Genomic DNA, 24,440 nt, shown 5'->3' with positions numbered 1-24,440 from the left:
CGTTCCCTGGAGGTATCGATTTTGCGAGCAAAGTAGTCTTGCAGCGCGGTAGAAACGGCAAAACCGCGGCTTGTTCGCGAAACCGGACCGTGAAGGTTAGGTTTCGCGAACAAGCCGCGGTTTCGGCGGCGAAAATCAGATGCTGTAGCGCTCGTCCTCGTGGTCGCCCGGGTGGTCCTTGACCAGGCCTGCGGCGAGCGTGTTGCCGTCCAGCGGGTCGATCACCAGGAACGCGCCGGTGCGGCGGTGGTGCAGGTAGTTCTCGAGCGGCAGCGGCGCGGCGAGCCGGAGCTGCGCGTGGCCGATGTCGTTCAGTTCCAGGTTCGAGGCGGGCTCCAGCTTGAAGGACGCGAGGTCCAGCTTGCCGGACACGTTGCGGACCAGCGCCTGCACCGTGCGGGTGCCGTGCTTCACCAGCACCTTCTGGCCCTCACGGAGCGGCTTCGGGGACAGCCAGCACAGGGCCGCGTACAGGTCGGCTGACGCTTCCCGGACGGTGCCGGCAGCAGCAATGGTGTCACCGCGGGCGACGTCGAACTCCTCCGCCAGGCGGATGGCCACGGACTGCGGGGCGGCAGCTTCCTCCAGCGAGGCGCCGGCGAAGTCGATGCCCACCACAGTGGTGGTGCGGGGGTCCTGGCCGGGTGTCAGCACGGAGACCTTGTCCCCCACCTTGACGGAACCTTCGGTGATCTGGCCGGCGTACGCGCGGTAGTCGCGGTAAGCCTCCACATCCAGGCCGGCGGCCACAGCGTCGGGAGCCAGCGCGCCCTGCGGACGGATGACCAGCTGCACCGGGAAACGGAAGCTCTCAAGGTGGCTTTCCAGCTCGTCGGCGGCGGGCAGGGTCTCGAGCACCTCAAGCAGAGCCGGGCCGGTGTACCAGGGGGTCCGCTCCGAGCGCTCCACCACGTTGTCGCCGTCGAGCGCCGAAACGGGTACCACCAGCAGGTCGGCGATGCCGTCGGAGCCGAGGCCCAGCTCGCGGCCCACCTGCTGCACGTCGGCTTCGATCTCGCGGAACACGGACTCGCTGAAGTCCACCAGGTCGATCTTGTTCACGGCCACGATCACGTGCGCCACACGCAGCAGCTGCAGCACGGACAGGTGCCGGCGGGTCTGTTCCAGCACACCCTTGCGGGCGTCGATGAGTACGACGACGGCATCCGCAGTAGACGCGCCCGTCACCGTGTTCTTGGTGTACTGCACGTGCCCGGGGCAGTCGGCCAGGATGAAGCTGCGGCGGTCGGTGGCGAAGTAGCGGTAGGCCACGTCGATGGTGATGCCCTGCTCGCGCTCGGCACGCAGGCCGTCGGTCAGCAGCGCCAGGTCGATGCCGCCCTTTTCCCCGCCGAAGCCGCGGTCTGCGGAGGTGCGGGCAACGGCGTCGAGCGTGTCAGCCAGGATTGCCTTGGAATCGTGAAGGAGGCGGCCCACCAAAGTGGACTTGCCGTCGTCGACCGATCCTGCGGTGGCGAAACGGAAGAGCGTAGTGGGCAGGCCTTCGGTGAGTGAGCCTGTCGAAATCTCGGAAATCGTGCTCATTTAGAAATACCCGTCCTTCTTGCGGTCTTCCATGGCTGCCTCGGAGATGCGGTCATCTGCACGGGTGGCGCCACGTTCGGTGAGGGTGGAGGCAGCGACTTCAACCACGACGTCGGCCACCGTGTACGCGTCGGACTCGACGGCGCCGGTGCAGGACATGTCGCCCACGGTGCGGTAGCGGACGGTCTTGGTGATGACTTCCTCGTGGGGCAGCGGCTGGGACACCTCGCCCACTGCGCGCCACATGCCGTCGCGGGCGAAAACCTCGCGCTCGTGGGCGTAGTACAGGCCGGGCAGCTCGATGTTCTCGCGCTCGATGTAGCGCCAGATGTCCAGCTCGGTCCAGTTGCTGATGGGGAACGCGCGGACGTGCTGGCCCACGGTGTGGCGGCCGTTGTAGAGGTTCCACAGCTCGGGGCGCTGGTTGCGCGGGTCCCACTGGCCGAACTCGTCGCGCAGGCTCAGGATGCGCTCCTTGGCGCGGGCCTTGTCCTCGTCGCGGCGGCCGCCGCCGAACACGGCGTCGAACTTGTTCTGCTGGATGGCGTCCAGCAGCGGGACGGTCTGCAGCGGGTTACGGGTGCCGTCGGCACGCTCGGCGAGCTCGCCGCGGTCGATGAACTCCTGCACGGAGCCGACCACGAGCCTCAGGCCCAGGCGCTCCACGGTGCGGTCGCGGAAGTCGATGACCTCCGGGAAGTTGTGGCCGGTGTCCACGTGCAGCACGGGGAACGGGACCTTGCCGGGCCAGAATGCCTTGGTGGCCAGGTGCAGCATCACCACGGAGTCCTTGCCGCCGGAGAAGAGCAGCGCGGGCTTCTCGAACTCGGCAACAACCTCGCGGATGATGTGGATGGCCTCGGACTCAAGGGTGTCCAGGCTGGAGAGGCGCGTGGAAACGGCGGCTTCAGTCACCTGGGTGGTCTCCTCGGTTAGGGAAGTGCTCATACGTGTAGTCCGCATTCTGTCTTGTCGGTCCCTGCCCAGCGGCCGGCGCGGGGGTCGTCGCCCGGCGCCACCTTCCGGGTGCAGGGCTGGCAGCCAATGGAGGGGTAACCCTGGGAAAGCAGCGGGTTGACGGGCAGGAGGTTGTCGTCCGAGTACTGGACCAGCTGGTCGAAGGTCCACGCGGCCACCGGGTTCACCTTGACCAGGCCGTTGGCCTCGTCCCAGGTGACCAGCGGGGTGTTGGTGCGCGTGGGTGCCTCGTCACGGCGGACGCCGGTGAACCAGAGTTCGTAGCCGGACAGGGTGCGGCGCAGCGGGGCCACCTTGCGGAGGGCGCAGCACTGGGCGGCGTCGCGGGCGAAGAGGTCCTTGCCCAGGAGGCGGTCCTGCTGTTCCACGGTGTTCTCGGGGCGCACGTCCACCACGTTGACGCGGAGGTTTGCGGCCACCTCGTCACGCGTGGCGTAGGTTTCCGGGAAGTGGTAGCCGGTCTCCAGGAACAGGACGTCGACGCCGGGCATCTGGTCCGCGACCAGGGCCGGCAGGACGGCGTCGGCCATGGAGCAGGCGACGGCGACGGCGGGCAGGTCGAAGTTGCGCTCCACCCAGGCGATGACGTCGCGGGCTGGGGCGTCCCAGCCAAGCTCGGCGGCGCCGGCTTCGGCCAGGGCCTTCAGCTCTTCCTTCGAGCGGAGCTTGGGGGTTTCGGCAGCCTTGGTTTCGACAAGCTCAACCACCGTCGCCTTTGCCTCAGCCGGCTCAACCACAGGGTCTACTCCGAGTGCGTGCTTGCTCATTACTGGAGTGCCTCCTCGTCTGCTGCGTGGGCCCATTCGGCGAAGGTCTGGCCCTCGGCGCGCTGGGCAACGAAGGTGCGGACAACGCGCTCAACGTAGTCGGGCAGGTCGTCCACGTACACCTTTAGGCCGCGGACGGTGCGTCCCAGGCCGGCCTCTTCGCGGCTGCTGGAAGCCAGCCCGCCGCCCAGGTGGACCTGGAAACCCGGGGAGGGGTCGCCGTCGGGCGTGGGAAGCATCATGCCCTTAAGCCCGATGTCCGCGGTCTGGATGCGGGCGCAGGAGTTGGGGCAGCCGTTGATGTGCAGGGACAGCGCGTGCGGCAGCTCGCCGGATTCGGCGAGGTCGGCCAGGCGGCGCTCAAGTTCGGCAACGGCGGTGGCGGCGGTGTGCTTGGTCTCCACGATGGCCAGTTTGCAGTACTCGATGCCGGTGCAGGCGATGGTGCCGCGGCGGAACACGGACGGGCGGGCGGACAGGCCCAGCGCGTCGAGCTCGGCCACCAGGGGCTCCACGTGGTCCTTCTCGACGTCCAGGACAACGAGCTTCTGGTGCGGGGTGGTGCGCAGGCGGTAGGAGCCGCGGGCCTCAAGGGTGTCCGCGAGCTTGACCAGGGCGGCCCCTGACAGGCGGCCGGCCACCGGCGTGGCGCCGATGAAGAACTTGCCGTCCTTCTGCTCGTGCACGCCCACATGGTCGCCGGGGGTGGTGGGCTTGGGCGCGGCGGGGCCGTCGGCCAGCTTGTAGCCCAGGTATTCGTCCTCCAGGATCTGGCGGAACTTCTCCGGTCCCCAGTCGGCCATCAGGAACTTCAGGCGGGCCTTGGTGCGCATGCGCCGGTAGCCGTAGTCGCGGAAGATGCTGGTGACGCCGAGCCACACATCCGCGGCCTGCTCCGGAGTCACGAAGGCGCCCAGGCGCTTGCCGAGCATGGGGTTGGTGGACAGCGCGCCGCCGGCCCAGAGGTCGTAGCCGATGCCCAGCTCGGGGTGGCGCACACCCACGAGGGCGAAGTCGTTGATCTCGTGGACCACGTCCTGGCTCGGATGCCCGGTGATGGCGGTCTTGTACTTGCGGGGCAGGTTGGACAGCAGCGGGTTGCCGATGAACCGCTCCCCCAGCTCGGCGATCAGCGGGGTGGGGTCGATGATCTCGTCCTTGGCGATGCCGGCCACGGGCGAGCCCAGGATCACGCGGGGAACGTCGCCGCAGGCCTCGGTGGTGGACAGGCCAACACCTTCCAGGCGGTTCCAGATTTCGGGGATGTCCTCCACGCGGATCCAGTGCAGCTGGATGTTCTGGCGGTCCGTGAGGTCGGCGGAGTCCCGAGCGAAGTCCACGGAGATCTGGCCGATGACGCGCAGCTGCTCGGTGGTGAGCGCGCCGCCGTCGATCCTCACACGGAGCATGAAGTACTTGTCTTCGAGCTCGTGCGGCTCCAGCGTTGCGGTCTTGCCGCCGTCGATCCCCTGCTTGCGCTGGGTGTACAGTCCCCACCAGCGGAACCGGCCGTGCAGGTCCTGGCCCGGGATGGCGTCGAAGCCTTCCTTGGCGTAGATGGTTTCGATACGCTCGCGCACGTTAAGGCCGTCGTCTTCCTGTTTCCAGGTTTCGTTGGCGTTCAGGGGCGTCTTGCCGTCCACTTTCCACTGCCCGTGCGGCTTTGCAGCGGGACGGGCAGGGCGGGCGGGGCGCTTAGGGGCAGCGGAGTCCGCGGACGCTCCGGCTAGAGCTGTATCAGTCATGCATCGACTGTAGGTCCCGCCCGAATTGCGTCACAAAGGCCCGGAAACGCTAAGTCACCTAGGGAAATATTTCGTCACGAAACGCCGGACGGCCTTGAAGAAGCCTTCATGCTGTGCATCGGACGGGCGGTCCGCGGCGGCTTCCGCCGGGCCCTTAACCTTCGGTTTCGCCGGCTGCGCAGCCGGCGCTGCTGCGGCGGCTTCCCGGGCCTTCGCGACGGCGGCGTCGTACCGTTCCAACGCAATCTCGGCGAGCACCGGGGACGGCAGCAGCGGCTCGGTGATGAGGTCGGCGCCCGCTTTGGCGAGCTGGTCGTGGAAGAAGCCCGGCGCCAGGAGGTATGAGGCAATCACGACGCGCCCGCCGACGTCGACCGCTCCCGCGGACTCCCCCGCGCCGGCACCGCCTTCCAGTTCCTCCCGAAGCATCGCGACGGCGTCGGGCACGGAAGGCTTGGCGGAGGCACCATAGGCGGCCACGATCCGGTTGGACCGCAGCTCCTGCAGCTGGCCCAGCAGCTCCTCCACGCTGAGCGCGGCGTTGGGGTTGGACGAACCGGCAGCGGCCAGCACGATCACGTCGTTGTCCGTTACCCCGGCTTCGCGCAGCCGCTGGTCGAGCAGTGCCGCCAGGCGGGGATCCGGGCCCAGCGGTGCGGCCGCCGCGCTGCCCGGGCGGCTCTTGACTGCCCGCGCGATGTCCACCTTCACGTGGTAGCCCACGCTCAGCAGCAGCGGCACCACGACGGCGGACTCCCCCTCCGGCAGGCCCGCCACCACGTCCACCAGGTCGGGCTGCTGGACGTCCACGTACGCTTCCCGGACGTCGAGGCCGGGGCGGAGGGCGGCGATGCCGGCGCGCAGGGCGTTGACCTCCGCGGCTCCCTGTGTGTTGGACGTCCCATGGGCGCAGGCGATCATGATGGGGCTGTTCATAGGGGCTAGCGTAACGTTGGAGCCGCCCTGTCCGCCCTCTTTGAATTGCCGGGACGCTCCATGACATTCCCTTTTGACATCGCCCTGGTATGGCTGGACCTGGCCGGCATCTTTTTCTTTGCCGTCTCGGGATCCCTGCTGGCGGCACGCAAGCGGTTCGACATCCTGGGCTCGCTCCTTTTGGCCTCGCTGGTGTCCCTGGGCGGGGGCGTAATCCGCGACATCATCCTCAACACCGTTCCGGCCGCCTTCACCAACCCGGCCTACCTGGTGCCGCCGCTGCTGGCAACGGTGCTGGTGTATTTCCTGTACTCCAGCGTCCAGCGTTTCACCTCGCTTTTGGTCCTGTTCGACGCCGGCGGGTTGGCATTGTTCTGCATCACCGGCACCCTGAAGGCGATTTCGTTGGGAATGAACCCGCTTGCGGCAGTCCTGCTGGGCGTCACTACTGCGGTGGGCGGCGGGCTGCTGCGGGATATTACTGCCAACGAGGTGCCGCAGCTGTTTGATGCCGGGGATCTGTATGCGCTGCCGGCCTTCAGCGGGGCAACCCTTACCTCGGTGCTGTGGGTGACGGGTTCATTTAATGCCGTCACTGCGTGCCTGGTTGCGGCTGTTGTTTTTGCCTTCCGGGTGGTGGCGTGGCGCCGGTCCTGGTACGTGCCGCTGGCGGTCCAGGGGTGGCACCGGCCGGGCCCTGACGGCGGCGAAGCGAGGGTCCGCAATTAGCTAGGATATGAGCATGACTGACATGTTCCTCGAGAAGTTCCGCTCGCTTGTTCCGAAGTATCTCGAGGATGAATGGCAGGAAGAGGACGGGCTGTCCGAAGAGGAGCTGGACAAGGCCCTGGCCGAGCACCAGTTCCAGATCCCCCTGGTCCTCCGGGAGTTCTACCTCGCCCTGGGTGGCTGCGAGGACCTCATGGAGGCCTACCACTACTTCTGGGACCCCGAAGAGCTCGAGGTGGACGACGAAGGTTTCCTCATGTTCCTCGAGGACGAGGAAGAGCAGTTCACCTGGGGCTTCCGTGTGGGCGACCTCGGCATCCCGGACCCCATCGTGTACCGCCGCAACAACGCCCGCGGCCAGTGGAAGTCCGAAGAAGGCACCTTCTCCGAGTTCGTGTTCGACATGTTCGAGTGGGCCTTCGAGGACGACGAAGAGGACTAGGGCTCCTCTGCTTCGGTCCTCCGGCCTTGCTGGGGCACTTTGACACGGACACGCGGGATATCGGGTCCGTTCCTCGGCCTGCAGCGGCCAAAGTGCCCCACGACGGCGGTACTCAGCGGCCGCTAAAAGCTCCCCGCCGGCTCTGATCGAGCACCGCCAACACTTGGGCCACCATCCGCTCCGGGTGATGGACGACGTCGGCATAGCCGAACCGCAGGCAGAGGCGGCCGCCAATCACCGTGGCATTGTTGCGCGTCCTGTCCTTTTTGACCTGGTTGGGCTCCAGGTGCGTGGCCCCGTCGGTCTCCACAACCAGGCATTCCTCAACCAGGAAATCCACCTCGCCCACTTCTGGAATCTGGACATGCCTCCGGACATGAAGCCCCGCCCGGCTGAAGTGGTAATTGGCCAGGACCTCCAAAACAGAGTCCGCCCGTGGGATCACATAATCCAGAACTGAGCGGGCGCGGGCATTACGGTTTCCGGGAAGCTTGCGGCGCAGGAAGTCGAGGGTGATGTCTCCCCGCTGTGCCGCGCTTTGAACCATAACCAAGGCCTCGACCTCGGGCAGGCAGTGCAAGGCATGGATCAGGACGTCGGCCAAACCTGCGACAGGCAGCCAGGGGTGCACAGGATGGAGTATGCGGCCGTGGGTCAACGTTCCGGGCACGGTCTTTTTGTGGCCCGGACTCAGATGGACCTTGTCTGCCTCCTGCATCGTCCACAGCTGGTAGAGGGGCGCGCCGGACAGGCAAGTCAGTAGGGCATTGTGCTGCAGCGCCAACCCGAGGGCTCCGGCTTCGTCCGGCAGGCTGTAGACACCCCGCCGGACCCGGACAATTTGCCGGGCACCTAGTGCCTTGTCCAGCCGTGTTCGTGAGTAGCCGGCTTTCAGGAGACGGGCAGTCCGGGCAACGCCGCCCCGACGCCGTAGAAAGGTTTCGATGTCCATGAATTCACAGTGGCGCGAAGCTCATACCAGGAGCAGTGTGAAGCGGCCTCATGTGGACAACCCGCCCGTCCCGGGGCACTTCGACGCGGACACGCCGCGACTTTGCCGCCAAATCCCGCCATAGGCCTTCAAAGTGCCCCACGACGGCTCCAGATCCAGCGGCGGAAAGTTTTTGACACGGACAGTAACAAGGGACTTGCGTCTTGTGACAAACCTGTCATAGACTATTTCCGGATCCGCTAAACGCCTCCGGCGGGTCTGATGCGAACGGAGAGATAGCCCCGGTTCACAGCAACATATGACTCGTATTGTTGTTGCGGACCGGGGCTATCCCGTTAACAGGCGCCCCGGCGAACGGGACGGCGGCGCCGCACATGGAGAAGCCCGGCGCCTGGGGGGAGCCGGGCTTCGACATGTCCAGAGAAAGCTAGCTGGCGCGGTCCACCACGGCCAGGGCGAAGTTGGACAGCGAATCCTTGACCACGCCTTCGGGCAGCGGGGCCAACGCGGCAATCGCTTCATTGGCCCAGCGGCGCGCAACCACCCAGGATTCTGCAGTCACGGGGTGCTCGCGCAGTCCGGCAACAGCCTCGGCCAATGCCTCATCGGAGGTCAGGTCGCCGTCGATCAGCCGGAGAAGTTCGACGGCGGACTGGTCGCCGTCATCGGCAGCCTTGCGCAAGAGCAGCACCGGCAGGGTGGGCACCCCTTCGCGCAGGTCGGTTCCCGGCGACTTGCCGGACTTCACCTTGACGCCGGTAACGTCGATGACGTCGTCCGCGAGCTGGAAGGCAACCCCCACCTTCTCGCCGTACTCCACGAGCACATTTTCGAATTCGGGATCAGCTCCGGCGAAGATGGCGCCCAGCTGGCCGGAAGCGGCCACCAGCGATCCGGTCTTGTCGGCGATCACGGAGAGGTAGTGCGCCACCGGATCCTCGTCCGGACGCGGCCCAACGGTTTCGTGCAGCTGGCCCAGGCACAGGCGCTCGAAGGTGCGGGCCTGGATGCCCAGCGCCCGGGAGCCGAGCTCGGACACCAGGATGGAGGCGCGGGCAAAGATGAGGTCGCCGGTGAGGACGGCTACGGAATTTCCCCACACTTCGTGGGCCGTGGGGGCGCCACGGCGGAACGGGGCGGAGTCCATCACGTCGTCGTGGTACAGGGTTGCCAGGTGCGTCAGTTCAACCACGACGGCGGCCTGCACCACTGCGGGCAGGGATGCGTCGCCGAGGTGGGCGCAGAGCAGGGTGAGCAGCGGCCGGATCCGCTTGCCGCCGGCTTCCACCAGGTGACGCGACGTTGCGTCAGCCAGGGGATCCGAGTTGGCGATGGCTTCGCGGAGCTTCTTCTCCACCTTGGCCAGGTTGTTGGTGATGGCCGGGCCCAGTTCAGCGTCCTCGGCAATGGCGGCAAAACCCGCGGGCAGTTGGAGGCCCGTGGCGATGGCGCTGGTGTTGAGCGAAGGTTCAGCGGCCGTCATGCCGTGTCCGGCGTGGGTCCAGCTGTGGTCTGCGGGGTTGGTCACGGGTTAACCCTAACTTTTTGTTGCGGATACCGCTGGTTCGAAGCAGACGGGGTATTGGATGTGGCCGGAACCAGCGATTCCAGGACACGGATCATCCGGTCCTCGACGCCCTTCGCCGACGGGTCGGTGAGGTTAGCCAAAAGCCGCACCACAAACCGCATCAGCACCGGGATGGGCATGCCCGTACGCAGCGCGAGCTTCATGACGGCGGGCTTGCCGATCAGCGCGGCGAACGCGCGGCCCAGGGTGAAGTGCGATCCCCACTGCTGGCGCACATAGTCCGCGTACCTGCCAAGGTGCGCGTCGGCGTCGTACGCTCCGCCCGAAGAAGCCGAGCGCGAGGAGGCATCAATGATGAACTCGGCGGCGAAGCGCGCGGACTCCATGGCGTAGGAGATGCCCTCGCCGTTGAACGGGGAGACCATGCCTCCGGCGTCGCCCAGGAGGAGCAGGCCGGGTGAATAGTGCGGGGTGCGGTTGAATCCCATGGGCAGGGCGGCGCCGCGGATTTCGCCTACCTGGTTTTCGGGTGTGAAGCCCCAGTCCGCGGGCATTCCGGCAGTCCACTCACGCAGGACCTGCTTGTAGTCGAGCTTGCCGAATTCCTTCGAGGAGTTCAGGATGCCCAGGCCCACATTGGAGGTGCCGTCGCCCACGCCGAACACCCAGCCGTAGCCTGGCAGCAGCTTGCCGTCGCGTCCGGGGAGCTCCAGCCAGCCTTCCATCCAGTCGTCGTCAGTGCGCGGGCTGGTGAAGTAGGTGCGTACGGCCACGCCGAGGGGACGGTCGTCGCGCTTCTGGATGCCGAGGGACACTGCAGTGCGCGTGGAGTTGCCGTCGGCGGCGAGGACGACGTCGGCGCTGAACTCGCGCGTCTCCCCCGTCTTGCGTCCGGACTCGTCCAGGAGGGCTGCGCGGACGCCGGTCACGCGGCCGCTTTCGCTGGAGAGGGCGTCGGTAACGCTGTGCCGCTCAAGGATGATGGCTCCGGCTGCCTGGGCGTGCCGGGCCAGTTCCTCGTCGAAGCCCAGGCGGGTGCGGATCAGGCCGTACTGCGGGAAGTCGGAGACCTCGGGCCAGGGCAGTTCGATGGTGCGGCCCCCGGCAATGAGGCGGAGGCCCTTGTTGCGGCGCCAGCCGTCGTTTTCCGGGTGCGGCAGGCCGAGCTTCTGGATTTCCCTGACGGCGCGGGGCGTGAGCCCGTCACCGCAGACCTTTTCCCGGGGGAAGCTGGTCTTTTCCAGGACCGTGACCTCGATGCCCGCCTTGGCAAGGTAGTACGCGGCGGTGGATCCGGCCGGACCCGCGCCGACAATCAGTACCTTCACAGGTCAGCGGGTGATGTTGCGGCGCAGCTTGGCCACCGGGCCTTTGCGCGCAGCGATGGCGGCAGCGCCGTTGTCGGGCGTCGATTCCGGAGCCTTGAACGCACGGTGCACCGCCACGATGCCGCCGGTGAGGTTGCGGTAGGTGACGTTTTCCCAGCCCGTTTCCTGGAGCCATGAGGCCAGGTGGTCCTGGTCCGGCCAGGCGCGGATGGACTCGGCCAGGTAGACGTAGGCGTCCGGGTTGGAGGCGACCTTGACGGCGATGGCCGGCAGGGCGCGCATGAGGTATTCGGTGTACATGGTGCGCCAGAGCGGAACCACGGGCTGGGAGAACTCGGCGATGACCAGGCGGCCGCCGGGCTTAGTGACGCGGAGCATCTCCTTCAGCGCCTTCTTGGGCTCGTTAACGTTCCGCAGGCCGAAGGAAATGGTGGTGGCGTCAAACGTGTTGTCCGCGAACGGCAGGTTGGTGGCGTCGCCGGCGATGAAGTCGATGTCCGGGCGGCGGCGCTTGCCGACCTTGAGCATTCCGAGGGAGAAGTCGCATGCCACCACATCTATGCCTGCATCGGCATATGGTTCGCTGGAGGTGCCGGTACCGGCGGCCAGGTCCAGGACGCGCTGGCCCTTGGAGACCTCCATGGCTTCCACCACGACCTTGCGCCAGCGGCGGGTCTGCCCCATCGAGAGGACGTCATTGACGACGTCGTATTTCGGTGCGACGTCGTCAAACATCGTGGCTACTTCGTCCGGACGCTTATCCAAGGATGCTCGGTTCACCATGTCATTGTCTCAAATGTTCGGCAGCGTCCGGACCACCGGGCGTTTTACTCACGGCTGCCGCAGGAATGCCCTAACATCCTCCGCCACCAGGTCAGGGCACTCCCACAGGACCAGGTGGCCGGCGTCCGGGTAGATCTTCAGTTCCGCGCCCGGGATGCGTGCCGCCAGCTCTGTCTGGTCCGTCCGGGACAGCAGTGTGTCCTGCCCGCCGTACAGGATCAGCGCGGGCACGTTGATCGTTCCTGCTTCGGTGGGCGGGATGGCTTCGTAGAGGCCTCGCAGCGCGTCCTTCCAGACGTACGCCGGCATCATCATGCCGTCTCGGACGCGGTCCTCAAAGAACCACTGCGGGACGGACCGGTGCAGGGGGAACCACTCGAGCGACTGCCGCACCCACGCCTCGTCCATCGGATCCGCCAGGGCATCGACGTCGTCCGCGAACGGCGGGCGGCCGGCAAGGCTGAGGGGCGAGCCCACAAGTACCAGCGCATCCACGCGTCCCGGCTGGCCCAAAGCCAACTGCTGGGCCACATAACCGCCGCTCGAAGAGCCGAGCACGGCTGCCGATTCCAGCCCCAAGGCATCGAGGATGGCCGCCACGTCCCCGGCCTGGTCACGCAGGGAGTAGCCGTGGCGTGGCTTGTCGGCCTCACCCTGTCCGCGGAGGTCCGGAGCGGCGGTGCGGAACCAAGGCAGCAGCGGGACCAGGCGGTCAAAGGACCTGCGCGATTCACCCCAGGCATGCAGGAGGAGCAGCGGCCTGGCCGTGGGATCGCCCTGGATCAGGCATGGGACGGTGATACCGGTGCTGAGCGTGAGCCTGCGGACTTCCGCGTCCATAGCTGAAGGGTACGCCCCGCCGGTGAAAGAGGGCACGGGAGCGGACCGCGTCCAAGGTACGCGGTTTCGCAAGTACCTTTAAGTACTTTCGGGTAGCGTTGAGGCAATCATGACGAGCACCTTCCGCACCTTGACAATCCCCCTGGATGGAAAAGCATTCCCCGGCGGGCTGCCTTCGTTCTTGGTCCGGGACGATGTTCTCTGCTGGACGCGGCGGGAGGCCGGGCTTGCGGGCTTTGGCGAGATCGCGCGGTTCACGGCCACGGGCCCGGAGCGCTTCCTGGAAGCCGACATCTGGTGGCGGCACCTCGTCATCGAAGCCGAGATCACCGATTCCGTGGAGCTGCCTGGCACGGGCCCGGTGGCCTTCGGCTCCTTCGCCTTCTCCAAGACCTCCGCCCACGAATCCCGCCTGGTCGTGCCGGAGATCGTGGTGGGCGTGCGGGACGGCCAGGTCTGGCTTACCCAGCTGACGTTCGACGACGGCGACCTCACCGAAGAGGGTGCCCTCGCCGCGCTGGACCGCTGGCTGAGCGGCGGGCGGCCGGCGGCGGCAGCGGACTCCGCCGGGAACCCTGACCACGGTGAGGTTCCCGCCCGGGCCGGCGGCGCCGTCGTACGCCCTCTCCCCCTGGCCGCCGGCGCCACGCTGCACACGGGAGCCCTCAGCGAGGAAGCCTGGATGGCGGCCGTTGAAGCGGGGGTGGCGGAAATCCGGACCGGGGCGCTGGAAAAGCTGGTACTGGCGCGGGACGTTGTGGCCACCGTCCCCACCGGCGTGAATGCCGCGAAGGTGCTGCGCGAACTCGCGGTGCGGTACCGCGAATGCTGGACGTACGGCGTTGATGGTTTGGTGGGTGCGACCCCGGAGATGCTGATCCAGGTGGAGGGCCGGACCGCGCAGGCGCGCGTACTGGCCGGAACACTCGACCGCCGCGATGCCCACGGCGAGGACGGCATCCCCATGGACTACGCCACGCGCGTGCTGGCCGGATCCGAGAAGCAAAGGCACGAGCACGAAATCGCGATCCAGTCGCTCACCACGCAGCTGGCGCCGTTCTCCGAGGCGATGAACGCTCACGACGAACCCTTCATCCTCGAACTGCCGAACGTCTGGCACCTGGCGTCAGACGTTAAGGCAGAGCTCACAGAGGTGGAAGGCCACGTGCCCACCTGCCTCGCGCTGATCAATGCTTTGCACCCTACCGCTGCCGTTTGCGGAACGCCCACGCAGGTTGCCGGTGCCCTGATCCGGAAACTCGAACACCTGGACCGCGGCCCGTACGCCGGGCCCGTGGGCTGGCTGGACGCTGCCGGAAACGGTGAATGGGGCATCGCTTTGCGCGGCGCTGTGATCGAAGCTCCGGATACCGTGCGCTTATATGCCGGATGCGGAATAGTGGACGGCTCGCAGCCCGAGGCCGAGCTGGCTGAAACCTGGGCCAAGTTCCGTCCGATGCTCGAAGCCTTGGGCATCCGCAACTGATCCCCCCGCTTCGCCCAACTGAGTAGCAGGAAGTGTCGTTTTGGAGGGTGAAAACGGCACTTACTGCTACTCAGTTGGGTAAGAGTCCGGAATAGGAGACAGCCGGGCACTCAGCCGGGTTGATTTCTGATGTGATTTAGTTATCCAATAGTGAAACTAAGTTTCCTGTGATGCACATCTCATAATCGGGGCTACACTATGAACCGATTTAGTACCGCATACCCCTGCAACAAAAGGTAAGAATTATGCAGCTCAAGTCCCTGGCCACGGCCAAAATGACCGCCAAGGCAGCAGCACTCTTCGCCGTTGGCGCCCTCACCCTCACGGCGTGCGGCGGCAGCTCCACCCCCGCCGCCTCGGAAGGTGGCATCCAGCTGATCAACGCAGGCAAGCTCACCGTCTGCTCGGACATCCCCTACGAGCCCTTCGAGTTCGAGAAGGACGGCCAGACCGTCGGCTTCGACGTGGACATCGCCAAGGAGGTCGCCAAGGACCTCGGTGCCGAGCTCAGCATCGTGGACAGCTCCTTCGAAGCCATCGAGACCGGCACCGCGCTGACCCAGTGCGACCTGGGCATCTCCTCGATCTCCATCACGGACACCCGCAAGGCCGTCATGGACTTCTCCACCCCCTACCTCGATGACGACCTGGCCCTCGTTGCCAGCGAAGAGTCGGGCATCAGCAGCCTGGACGACGCCAAGGGCAAGAAGGTGGGCGTCCAGCAGGCCACCACCGGCGCCGACTACGCGCAGGAACAGGGCATCGACGCCCAGCAGTTCGAGGACACCGGCCTCCTGGTCCAGGCGCTCCAGGCTGGCACCATCGACGCTGCGCTGGGCAACCAGTCCGTGCTCGGCTACGCCATCAAGGACGACCCCAAGTTCAAGAGCGTTGAGGAGTTCGCCACCGGCGAGCAGCTGGGCATCTCCATCAAGAAGGGCAACACCGCCATGGCCGAGAAGGTCAACGGCACGCTCGAGCGCCTGAACGAGGACGGTTCGCTGGAGAAGTTCAAGACCACCTGGTTCGGCGAAGCCGCCAAGTAAACCAGAGCGGGGATACGGGGCTTCGGTAGCCCCGGACCCTTTCCAGCCCTGAGAACCACGCAGCAGGGGCCCCGGATAAGCTGTACCGCTTCCGTCCGGGGCCTCTGCCACGCATAACGAATGTGAGCAATTCATGGCAATGACCGCACGTCAGCGCGCCAGAGTAAGCCTGTATGTCCAGGCCGGAATCTTTATTGTGGCCGTCGCCGCGCTGATCCTGGCCACCGACTGGGAGACCATCGGCAACAGTGTCTTCAACTTCGCCAAGATCGGGCCCATGTTCCCGGGCATCTTCGTCACCGGCCTGGTCAACACCCTGGTCTACACGTTCCTGGGCTTCATTGTGGGCCTTTCCGGCGGCCTGCTGCTGGCCCTGATGAAGCTCTCCAGCTTTCCGCTCTACCGCTGGATCGCCACCGGCTACATCGAATTCTTCCGCGGCATCCCCGCCCTGTTGGTCTTCATCGCCTTCGGCTACGGCGTTCCGCTGGCCTTCGGCGTCTCGTGGAACGTCACCGTCATCGTGATGATCTCGCTGGGTATGGTGGCCTCGGCATACATCGCCGAAACCCTCCGCGCCGGCCTGCAGGCTGTCCCCAAAGGCCAGCTCGAGGCCGCCCGCTCGCTCGGCATGCCGCAGTGGCGGGCCATGGTGACCATCGTGATCCCGCAGGCGTTCAAGATCGTCCTGCCGCCGCTGACCAACGAGATCATCCTGCTGACCAAGGACTCCTCGCTGATCTACGTCCTGGGCCTGACGGCCTCACAGTACGAGCTCACCAAGTTCGGCCGCGACGGCATCTCCAGCCTGGGCGCCGGCCTGACGCCGCTCCTGGTGGCGGGTGCCTTCTACCTGGTCATCACCATCCCCCTGAGCCTCCTGGCCCGGAAGTTCGAAAGCCGCTCCGCGCGGACCAAGCGATAGGCAGGGAAGACAATGAACGACGTCGTACGCTCCTCCGGCGGAACCGGCACCATCCACGCCGCCGGCGTGGAAATCAAGGACCTGCGCAAGTCCTACGGATCCAACGAGGTCCTTAAAGGCATCAGCCTTGACGTGGCCCCGGGCGAGGTGGTGTGCCTGATCGGGCCCTCCGGCTCCGGCAAATCCACCCTTCTGCGCTGCGTCAACCTGCTGGAACAGCCCAACCAGGGCAGCATCCAGGTAGGCGGTTTTGAAGCCACCGACCCCGACGTGGACATTGACAAGATGCGCCGCAAGGTGGGCATGGTGTTCCAGCAGTTCAACCTGTTCCCGCACCTGGACGCGAAGCGCAACTGCTCCATCGCCCAGACCAAGGTCCTCAAGCGGTCCCAGGCCGAGGCGGACAAGGTGTCCATGCACAACCTGGAGAGAGTGGGCCTGGGCCACCTCGCCGACCGTTTCCCGGACCAGCTCTCCGGCGGGCAGCAGCAGCGCGTGGCGATCGCCCGCGCGCTGAGCATGGACCCCGAGCTGATGCTCTTCGACGAGCCCACGTCCGCCCTGGACCCCGAGACGGTGGGCGATGTCCTGTCCGTCATGCGGAACCTGGCCAAGGAGGGCATGACCATGCTGGTGGTCACGCACGAGATGGGCTTCGCCCGCGAAGTGGCGGACCGCGTGGTGTTCATGGACGGCGGCGTTGTGGTGGAGGAAGGCGTGGCCGAGCAGGTCATCGGCGCCCCCACGCAGCCGCGCACCAAGGAATTCCTGCGCCGCGTCCTTGATCCGACGCATATCGAGATCGAAGAGTAGGCACTTCCGACTCCCGCTGATTCACAATCGACACGCACATTCCCTGGCGCCTGGATATATCCATAGCGCCAGGGATTTTGTGCGTCGTGAGGGTTTTTGGGCGGCGCCCGTCCGGGCACGTACGACGGCGGCTGGCACCTTTGCTGCGCACCTTTACTTCCGTCGGTGCCGGGAACAGAATGGGTCCCACCAACAGCCCTGGCTCAGCAGCGTGCTGCCCATCCGGCTGCCGTCCCATCCCGGCCGGCACTGAGAGGAGCGCTGGCATGACAGATCCGGCAACCCCATCCTGGGCCACCGAAGCGGTATCTCACCGCGCCGCACGGCTGGCCTCTATCCGGTCATTTCAACGGGTGGACGCCTACATCACGGACGCCAGCCTGCGCCGGAAGGGCCAGTCAGATGTCTGTGATTTCACTTTTCGGCAATCCCCACCAGATGCCGCCCGACCGCTACGTCAATACGCTTCGAGACGCCCTGACCCCGAAGAACGATCAGTGGTTCGCGTACCAGGCCAACGGTGAGGCAGCCCGGGAGGCCGCCGCGGAATCCCTCCAGCGGCTGTTGGACGTTCCCTTCCGGACCGAGGATATCTACCTCACCACCGGAGGGTTCGCCGCCATCGCCCTGGCGCTGAAAACCGTGGCTGATCCGGGTGATGAGGTCATCTACAGCCTGCCGCCCTGGTTCCTCTACGAGCCGCTGATCCTCGAAGCCGGGCTGGTACCGGTCAAGGTCACGGTGGACACCACCACGTTCGACCTGGATCTCGATGCGATCGAGGCGGCCATCACGGAGCGGACCAGGGTGGTGATCGTTAATTCGCCCAACAATCCCACGGGCAGGATCTATCCCCCGGAACTGCTGGCCCGGTTGGCGGATCTGCTGGAGGCGGCTTCGGCAAGAATTCGCCGGCGGATCTATCTTGTCTCGGACGAAGCCTACAACCGGATCGTGTTTGACGGCCTGCGCTTCCACAGCCCGGCGGAGTTCTATCCGCATACGCTGCTGGCCTACTCCTATGGCAAGACCCATCTCTCCCCGGGCCAGCGGGTGGGCTATCTGGCGCTGCCGCCCGCCATGCCGCACCGGGACGCGATGCGCCCGGCCATCACAGGCCTGCAGGTGGCGATGGGCTGGGTGTATCCGAACGCCCTGCTGCAGCACGCGCTTCCCGAACTTGAGAAGTTCTCCATCGACGTCAGCCAGCTGCAGCGGCGCCGGGACCGGCTCGTCGACGCGCTGGGCGGAATGGGATACCGCGTCCAGCCGCCGGAGGGGAGCTTTTACCTCTACGTTCCCTCCCCCGTTCCGGACGACGAGGCATTTACCGAGTCCCTTGCCCGCCGGGATGTCTTCGTATTTCCGGGCGTGCTGTTCGAAACACCGGGCTTCTTCCGGATCTCCCTGACAGCGAACGACGATATGGTCGAACGCAGCCTGCCTGCCTTCAAGGAAGCGATTGAGGAGCACCGCCCGTGATGGGACAGGAGTAAAACATGCAACGGACCTACCCGCAGGGTGTCCCGTGTTGGGTCGACACCGAACAGCCTGACGTCGAGGCCGCCAAGAAGTTCTACGGCGGCCTCTTCGGCTGGACGTTTGAAGACGTGATGCCGCCGGGGGCGCCCGGAAGGTATCTGATAGCACGGCTCGACGGGCAGGAGGTCGGCGGTATCGGCAGCGGTTCCGAGGGCACCACGACGTGGAACACCTATATAGCAGTAGATGATGCGGATGCTGCAGTGAACAGGCTGGCCGCAGCCGGAGCCAAAGTGCTGTCGCCGCCGGCAGATGCAGGTGAGGGCGGGCGCAGCGCGGTCCTGGCCGATCCGCAAGGAGTAGTGTTCCGTATCTGGCAGGCCAAGCGGCGTTTGGGAGCGCAGGCGGTCAACCAGCCGGGGGCCTGGAACTTCAGCGACCTGCACACGTCGGAACGCGAGCCAGCCATCGCGTTTTACGAGAACGCGTTCGGATGGCAGGTGGATGACGTGGGCTTCGGTCTGATGATTCGACGTCCCGGCTACGGCGACCACCTCGAAGCGACCATCTACCCGGACATCAGGAAGCGTCAGACAGATTTCTCCGCCCCGCCCGGCTTCGAGGATGCCATCGCCTGGATCGGCGACACTGCCGCCAACGAACCTCCACATTGGCATGTCACCTTCACCGTGGCCGACCGGGACCAGACGGTCCTTGACGCCGAACGGCTTGGCGCGCAGGTCCTCAGCCAGGAGGACACCGGGTGGACGCGTCAGGCATTGATCCGGGATCCGCAGGGGGCAGAGTTCACCGCCAGCCAGTTCACGCCGCCAACGGGCTAGTCCCTCATCCGCCATCCACTGCCTTAACGCGCCAGGACTCCCCCCACTGCCGCGGCCACGGCTTCCTTGATCCGCCCGTGGAGCTGCCGAAGCGAATGGCGGTCCGTGCGGACTTCCACGATGCTGCGTCCCGCCACCGGTTGGCCGAGCGCTTCGGCGAGTCCCGCCGTCGTACTCACAACGGAATGCCCGACGCCGTACGCCGCGGCGAGTGCCGCGATGTCCACGGAGTGCGGGGTGCCGAAGAGGCGTTCGACGGCGTCTCCGTAGCGGCCGCCTTCCGCGACGGCGCCGTGCTCGAGCAGGCCGAAGATGGCGCCGCCCGAATCGTTGAGCACCACGATCCGCAGCTCCGGCTGCTCCTCCCCCGCGCCGAGGAGCAGGCCGCCGGCGTCGTGCAGGAAGGTGACGTCACCCAGAAGGACCGTGGTTTCCTGCCGCCCGCCCAGTGCGATGCCGGTGGCCGTGGAGATGGTGCCGTCGATCCCGGCGAGGCCGCGGTTGGCGTACACGGTGGCGGCAGGTTCGGGGGCGGGCAGGCCGGCCAGGTCAACGTCGCGGATCCCGTTGGAGGAGCCCAGCAGCAGCTGGCCGCGGGTGTGCTGCCAGACGAGGGACCCCACGGACGGTCCGGTTGCCGCGGCCTCCGCGGACAGCACCCCGTCCAGGGCATGCTGCGCCGCCGACCCCGCCAGCAGCCAGGTATCCAGCCACGCCCCGGCGCCACGGCCGGCGAAGTCGGCGAGGTCCGCCAGGTTCTCCAGCGGAAGCTCGGTGCGCCGGCCGGGCTCGTACCAGGCGACGGGAACCGGCTGGTACAGGGCAGCCTGGACGTCTGAGCGGGCAAGGAGTGCCGCGACCGGCCGGGACAGCGTGGGCCGGCCGAACAGCACCACCCGCTCGATCGGGTGCGCGGCAGAAGGTCCGAAATGCTCCAGCAGCAGCCGGTACGGGCCCACCGCATTCGGCCCGAAACGGGCGTTGGATGACGGTTCGGCGAGCAGCGGAAGGTTGTGGGCGCGGGCAAACGCCTCGGCGACGGGACCGGCGTCGTGCCCGGCGAGGACAACCGTCCGCCGTTCCGGCAGCTCATCCGGCGCCGGCGGCAGGTTCATGACGAGCGGCTCGGTGCCAATCCGGTAGCGCTGCCGCTCCACCGCCGGCGGGAGGGCCTCCTCGGGCGACGGCACCAGCGGGTCGCGGAAGGCAAGGTTGAGCTGGACCGGGCCGGGCGGCAGGTCGGGAAAGGCCCCGTTGGCTGCGGAGAGGCCGGTCTGGATGGCACGTTCCGGGTTGCTGCCGGCCGGAACATCGGCCGCGAAGCGCACCTGCTCGCCGAAGAGGTCCGGCTGGATGGTGGTCTGGTTGGCCCCGGTGCCGCGGAGTTCGTCGGGCCTGTCTGCGGACAGGACGATCAGCGGGACAGCGGCGTGGTTGGCCTCCATCACGGCGGGCAGCAGGTTCCCGACGGCGGTCCCGGACGTGGTCAGGACGGCCACGGGCGAGCCGGTGGAAAGAGCCAGCCCCAGGGCTGTGAACCCGGCGGCCCGCTCATCGATCCGGACCAGGAGCTCCACCCGGCCCTCCGCGGACGCCTCCGCAAGCGCGTATGCCATGGGGGCCGACCGCGAACCGGGCGAAACCACGACGTGCCGCACACCGCCGTCGAGCAGGATTCCGACGGCGATCCGCGCCGCCTCGAGGGCGCTCAGCTCAGGGGCGGTGTCCGTAGCGTCGGGGGCAGAGTCGTTCAGCGAAGTCACCAAACCAGTCTGCCATCACCGACGCTCTCTCACCTTTCGCGCCAAAACCCCAAACGCCCCATCACCTTTCGCACCAAAACCCCAAACGCCCCATCACCTTTCGGCCGTGGCCTTGCAGAAGGTGATGGGGCGTCGCCGGAAAAGCAGCGGAAGGTGATGGGGCGTGGCAGAAAAACCTGCGAAAGATGAGAGAGCGTCTGAAAACGACAGGCTCAATCCCCCGGCACGGATTTAGGCGTCGGTGCGGAACACCTGGATCACGGACGGGCGCGGGGCGCGGGCCTGGCCGGGAGCCGGCGTGGTACCTGCCGGGAGGTAGTCCGGGAAGAAGGAAACCTGCTTCTCGAAGGTGCCGTCCTCGCCCGGGTGCTGCACGGCGACGAACACGGTGCGCTCCTCATCGTGAATGATGGGGCCGCAGGTCTCGGCGTCACGCGGCACGGCGAGGAACTGCTCCACCTTGCCGCGTTCTGCGCCGTCCAAGGTGACCTTGAACAGGGCATCCGCCCGGCCAATACCGGAGGGCGCGCCGTCAGTGGAGATCCAGAGGTTGCCCACGGAGTCGAAAGCGAGGTTGTCCGGGCAGGAGATGGGCGAGACCTTGTCCACCGGGAAGCCGGAGAAGTAGGTGACATCGCCCTGCGCCGGATCGCCGCAGACCATGAGCAGGTTCCAACTGAACTTGGTGGAGGTCTGGTCACCGGTTTCGGTGATTTCCACGATGTGCCCGTCGCGGTTCTTGTTCCGCGGGTTGACCTCGTTGGCGCCTTCGTTGGAGTCAACACCGCGGTTGGAGTTGTTCGTGCAGGCAACGTAGACCTTGCCCGTGAACGGATTCGGCTCCACGTCCTCGCAGCGGTCCATCTTGGTGGGTCCAACCTTGTCGGCGGCCAGGCGGGTGTACACCAGGACCTCTTCCACGGTCATGTCCTTCACGGCGGACTTGCCGTCCACCACCAGGGGCAGCCATTCGCCGACGCCGTCGAAGGCGCCGTCAGCGGGAACAGCGCCGGTGCCGGTGATCTCAGCGGCAGGTGAGTTGCCCGTGAACTTGGCGACGTACAGGCTGCCGGCGGACAGCAGCGTCATGTTGTGCGCCCGGTCGCCCTCGCGGTACTTGTCCTTCGACACGAACTTGTAGAGGTAGTCGAAGCGCTCGTCGTCGCCGGAGTAGGCCACCACGTGCCCGGACTTGGCGATGATGACATTGGCGCCCTCGTGCTTGAAGCGGCCCATCATGGAGTGCTTCTTCGGGGTGGAGTCGGGATCGAAGGGGTCAACTTCCACGATCCAGCCGAAGCGGTTCGCCTCGTTCTCGTAGCCCGGCTTTCGGGTGTCCCAGCGGTCCTCGTCCAGCTCCCACTGCCGGGCTGTGGGCTTGGAGGTGATGCCGTAGCGCTTGTCGCCGTCAGAGGTGCCGTTGCCGACGAAGTAACCCTGGAAGTTTTCCTCGCCGGACAGGATGGTGCCCCACGGGGTGGTACCGCCGGCGCAGTTGCCCAGGGTTCCCTTGATGAAGCGGCCGGCCTGGTCGTCTTTCGTCTTGACCAAGGCTGAACCGGCGGCCGGGCCGGTGAGTTCGTACACCGTGTTGTTCAGGAAGCGGCGGTTCAACTCCGCACCCTTGACGTAGGTCCAGGGTTTGTTCTTGTTCTTGCGCTCCAGCTCCACCACTGAGAGGCCATGTGCGGCTGCCCCCACGGCACGCATCTGCTTGGCGGGCATGGTGGGCGGGAACATGATGTTCTCGTTGGTGTATTCGTGATTGGAGAACAGGACTGCGCGGCGGCCCTTGCTGCCCGGGATTTCCAGGATGTCCGTGTAGTCGTTGTTGTAGCCGAACTGCTTTTCCTGGGCTGCAACAGTCTGGTTGTTGATGTCGAACTCGGGCGTGCCATTGAAGATGGGGTCACCCCAGCGGATGACCGGCTGCCAGGTGAAGCCTTCCGGCACGGTGACGGCGTCCACCATGGCGTCGATGGACGGGATGGGCGTGAACTGGAGCTTGGACTTGCCGAAGCCTTCCTTCGCGGCCTTGGACAGGCCGGCGGCGGAGGCTGATTCGGGAGAGGTCACGGCTGAACCGAGGACGACGGCGAGCGCGCCGGCGGCACCGAAGCCCAGGGCGGCGCGGCGGGACATGGTGGCGGAGGCGATGTCGCGGAAGTAGCTGTTGGAGCTGGTGTTGCAGACGTCGCCGGCGCAGGCGTTGTCGCATTTCAGCGCGCAGGTGACGGCACTGCGCTTGCCCTTGGTGTGGCCGAGCATCGGCAGCAGGGTGAATTTGCGGGCAGTCGTTTCAGACATGGGGGCCTTCCAGGGAAAATCGATGCGGTTCGCCCACCCTGTCAGCCGATTTCTACGTCAAGTGGTCAGTAGGGTGAACCCAGGGTAAACCCGCCGGTAACCCATGGTGACCTGCGAAAATGTGATAGAGGGTCCCAGGAAAAGCCGCGTTAAGTGATAGAGGGTTGCTGCGGAGCGAGGAATGCGTGGACGCGGCGGAGCCGCGCGAGCCACCAGTCCCGGCGTTCCGGTGCGGCGGCGTACTCGGACAGCCGCCCGGCGTCGGCGGCAACGTCGCGGAGCCGGATGGCGCCGTCGTCGGCCACCAGCGGATCCTTGGTGATGTCGGATTCGAACAGGGATACCGTACCCAGCCCGCACGCGTAGGGCAGTTCCGGAAGGGAAGCCGCCAAGGCCAGCCCGGCGCGGATGCCCACCGACGTGTCCAGCGCTGAGCTCACGACGGCGGGCAGTCCGGCCTGCGCCACGATGTCCAGTGCGCGGCGCACTCCCCCGAGCGGCGCGACCTTGACCACGATCAGGTCGGCAGCTCCGGCCCGTGCCACGCGAAGGGGGTCGGACTCCTTGCGGACGCTTTCGTCGGCGGCGATGAGCACGGGCGTGCCGGCCGCCCGCAGCGAGCGGCGAACCTCCGCGAGCCCTTCGATGGTGGGCACGGGCTGCTCCGCGTATTCAAGCCCGAGGGCGGACAGCCGGGTAAGTGCCTCCACCGCGGTGGGAACGTCCCAGCCTCCGTTGGCATCCACCCGGATGGCGGCTTCCGGCAGTGCGGCACGGACGGCGGCGAGGCGGGCGGCGTCGTCGTCAAGGGTCTGGCCCCGCTCGGCAACCTTGACCTTGACGGCGTCCACCCGGCCGAAGCGGGCCAGGACGTCCGGAACCCGGTCAGCCGGAACGGCGGGGACGGTCGCGTTAACCGGGATGACCGACCGTACAGGCGGAGGGAAGCCGGACCAGGCGGCCTCGATGGCGGCGGCGAGCCAGCGGGATGCCTCTTCGTCGGCGTACTCGGGGAACGGGCAGAACTCGCCCCACCCCACCGGACCGCGCAGCAGCAGCGATTCGCGCTCAAGGATGCCGCGGAACTTCACCCGCATGGGCAGGCTGACCACGTGGGCGGACGCGAGCAGTTCGTCAAAGCCAGGAATGCCGGCGGAAGGGACAGCAGGGCGGGAAGGCATGGAATCACTGTACAAGTGGGGA

21 protein-coding genes are annotated in these 24,440 nt (G+C 66.6%); 8 read left to right on the top strand and 13 right to left on the bottom strand.

Going from position 1 to position 24,440, the window contains the following annotated elements:
- Positions 1-135: 135 nt before the first annotated feature.
- The 5 genes from B5520_RS07905 to B5520_RS07885 are packed head-to-tail and all read right to left on the bottom strand — an operon-like array spanning position 136 to position 5,971.
- Entirely contained in the window at positions 136-1,545 is a 1,410-nt protein-coding gene (locus B5520_RS07905; protein WP_079596536.1) for a sulfate adenylyltransferase subunit 1, read from the bottom strand.
- Positions 1,546-2,493: a sulfate adenylyltransferase subunit CysD gene (gene cysD, locus B5520_RS07900; RefSeq protein WP_079596535.1), complete on the bottom strand. Its 948-nt coding sequence runs from the start codon at positions 2,491-2,493 to the stop codon at positions 1,546-1,548. It abuts the gene before it with no gap.
- On the bottom strand, positions 2,490-3,290 hold the full coding sequence (locus tag B5520_RS07895) for a phosphoadenylyl-sulfate reductase (RefSeq protein ID WP_254865519.1): 801 nt from the start codon (positions 3,288-3,290) through the stop codon (positions 2,490-2,492). The genes cysD and B5520_RS07895 overlap by 4 nt, the downstream gene beginning before the upstream one ends.
- Positions 3,290-5,035, bottom strand: coding sequence for a nitrite/sulfite reductase (locus tag B5520_RS07890; protein ID WP_079596534.1), 1,746 nt, complete (start codon positions 5,033-5,035; stop codon positions 3,290-3,292). Before B5520_RS07890 ends, B5520_RS07895 begins: the two co-directional genes overlap by 1 nt.
- 54 nt (positions 5,036-5,089) lie before the next feature.
- A complete protein-coding gene (locus B5520_RS07885) occupies positions 5,090-5,971 on the bottom strand; it encodes a sirohydrochlorin chelatase (RefSeq protein WP_079596533.1) in 882 nt (293 codons plus the stop codon).
- Between the two features lie 60 nt (positions 5,972-6,031).
- Between B5520_RS07885 and B5520_RS07880 the strand changes: the two genes are divergently transcribed.
- Entirely contained in the window at positions 6,032-6,700 is a 669-nt protein-coding gene (locus B5520_RS07880; protein ID WP_079596532.1) for a trimeric intracellular cation channel family protein, read from the top strand.
- Between the two features lie 13 nt (positions 6,701-6,713).
- Complete coding sequence (locus B5520_RS07875; RefSeq protein ID WP_079596531.1) at positions 6,714-7,142, top strand: hypothetical protein; 429 nt, start codon at positions 6,714-6,716, stop codon at positions 7,140-7,142.
- A 112-nt stretch (positions 7,143-7,254) separates the two neighbouring features.
- Here the strand turns inward: B5520_RS07875 and B5520_RS07870 are convergent, their stop codons facing one another.
- The 5 genes from B5520_RS07870 to B5520_RS07850 all read right to left on the bottom strand — a co-directional run bounded on the left by B5520_RS07870 (position 7,255) and on the right by B5520_RS07850 (position 12,573).
- Positions 7,255-8,094 carry a type IV toxin-antitoxin system AbiEi family antitoxin domain-containing protein gene (locus tag B5520_RS07870; RefSeq protein WP_079596529.1) on the bottom strand — a complete coding sequence of 280 codons (840 nt, stop codon included), beginning with the start codon at positions 8,092-8,094 and terminating at the stop codon, positions 7,255-7,257.
- Positions 8,095-8,521: 427 nt separating this feature from the next.
- The gene (locus tag B5520_RS07865; RefSeq protein ID WP_079596528.1) at positions 8,522-9,622 is read right to left on the bottom strand and encodes a polyprenyl synthetase family protein; all 1,101 of its coding nucleotides are present in this window, start codon (positions 9,620-9,622) and stop codon (positions 8,522-8,524) included.
- Positions 9,619-10,950: a geranylgeranyl reductase family protein gene (locus B5520_RS07860; protein ID WP_079596527.1), complete on the bottom strand. Its 1,332-nt coding sequence runs from the start codon at positions 10,948-10,950 to the stop codon at positions 9,619-9,621. The genes B5520_RS07865 and B5520_RS07860 overlap by 4 nt, the downstream gene beginning before the upstream one ends.
- Before the next feature lie 3 nt (positions 10,951-10,953).
- Complete coding sequence (locus B5520_RS07855) at positions 10,954-11,730, bottom strand: demethylmenaquinone methyltransferase (RefSeq protein ID WP_254865524.1); 777 nt, start codon at positions 11,728-11,730, stop codon at positions 10,954-10,956.
- 51 nt (positions 11,731-11,781) lie between these two features.
- The gene (locus tag B5520_RS07850) at positions 11,782-12,573 is read right to left on the bottom strand and encodes an alpha/beta fold hydrolase (RefSeq protein ID WP_079596525.1); all 792 of its coding nucleotides are present in this window, start codon (positions 12,571-12,573) and stop codon (positions 11,782-11,784) included.
- A 109-nt stretch (positions 12,574-12,682) separates the two neighbouring features.
- On the opposite strand from B5520_RS07850, the gene B5520_RS07845 reads away from it, so the two are divergent.
- The 6 genes from B5520_RS07845 (at position 12,683) to B5520_RS07820 (ending at position 19,167) form a co-directional block, all read left to right on the top strand.
- Positions 12,683-14,059 carry an isochorismate synthase gene (locus B5520_RS07845; RefSeq protein WP_079596524.1) on the top strand — a complete coding sequence of 459 codons (1,377 nt, stop codon included), beginning with the start codon at positions 12,683-12,685 and terminating at the stop codon, positions 14,057-14,059.
- Positions 14,060-14,304: 245 nt separating this feature from the next.
- Positions 14,305-15,105 carry an ABC transporter substrate-binding protein gene (locus B5520_RS07840; RefSeq protein ID WP_079596523.1) on the top strand — a complete coding sequence of 267 codons (801 nt, stop codon included), beginning with the start codon at positions 14,305-14,307 and terminating at the stop codon, positions 15,103-15,105.
- A 133-nt stretch (positions 15,106-15,238) separates the two neighbouring features.
- The gene (locus tag B5520_RS07835) at positions 15,239-16,030 is read left to right on the top strand and encodes an amino acid ABC transporter permease (RefSeq protein WP_079596522.1); all 792 of its coding nucleotides are present in this window, start codon (positions 15,239-15,241) and stop codon (positions 16,028-16,030) included.
- Positions 16,031-16,042: 12 nt separating this feature from the next.
- A complete protein-coding gene (locus B5520_RS07830; RefSeq protein ID WP_079596521.1) occupies positions 16,043-16,843 on the top strand; it encodes an amino acid ABC transporter ATP-binding protein in 801 nt (266 codons plus the stop codon).
- Between the two features lie 402 nt (positions 16,844-17,245).
- Positions 17,246-18,325, top strand: coding sequence for an aminotransferase class I/II-fold pyridoxal phosphate-dependent enzyme (locus B5520_RS07825; protein ID WP_368483719.1), 1,080 nt, complete (start codon positions 17,246-17,248; stop codon positions 18,323-18,325).
- Positions 18,326-18,342: 17 nt separating this feature from the next.
- The gene (locus B5520_RS07820; protein WP_079596520.1) at positions 18,343-19,167 is read left to right on the top strand and encodes a VOC family protein; all 825 of its coding nucleotides are present in this window, start codon (positions 18,343-18,345) and stop codon (positions 19,165-19,167) included.
- A 23-nt stretch (positions 19,168-19,190) separates the two neighbouring features.
- On the opposite strand, the gene menD is transcribed toward B5520_RS07820, so the two are convergent.
- The 3 genes from menD to B5520_RS07805 form a co-directional block, all read right to left on the bottom strand.
- The gene (gene menD, locus B5520_RS07815; RefSeq protein WP_079596519.1) at positions 19,191-20,933 is read right to left on the bottom strand and encodes a 2-succinyl-5-enolpyruvyl-6-hydroxy-3-cyclohexene-1-carboxylic-acid synthase; all 1,743 of its coding nucleotides are present in this window, start codon (positions 20,931-20,933) and stop codon (positions 19,191-19,193) included.
- Positions 20,934-21,161: 228 nt separating this feature from the next.
- Entirely contained in the window at positions 21,162-23,237 is a 2,076-nt protein-coding gene (locus B5520_RS07810; RefSeq protein WP_079596518.1) for a PhoX family protein, read from the bottom strand.
- 149 nt (positions 23,238-23,386) lie between these two features.
- The gene (locus tag B5520_RS07805; RefSeq protein WP_079596517.1) at positions 23,387-24,418 is read right to left on the bottom strand and encodes an o-succinylbenzoate synthase; all 1,032 of its coding nucleotides are present in this window, start codon (positions 24,416-24,418) and stop codon (positions 23,387-23,389) included.
- Positions 24,419-24,440 lie beyond the last annotated feature (22 nt).

It is taken from the genome of Arthrobacter sp. P2b (assembly GCF_900168295.1).
In the GTDB taxonomy this organism is placed as follows: domain Bacteria; phylum Actinomycetota; class Actinomycetes; order Actinomycetales; family Micrococcaceae; genus Arthrobacter.
The sequence above is the reverse complement of the archived record's forward strand: the minus strand, read 5'-3'. Positions and strand labels throughout refer to the sequence as shown.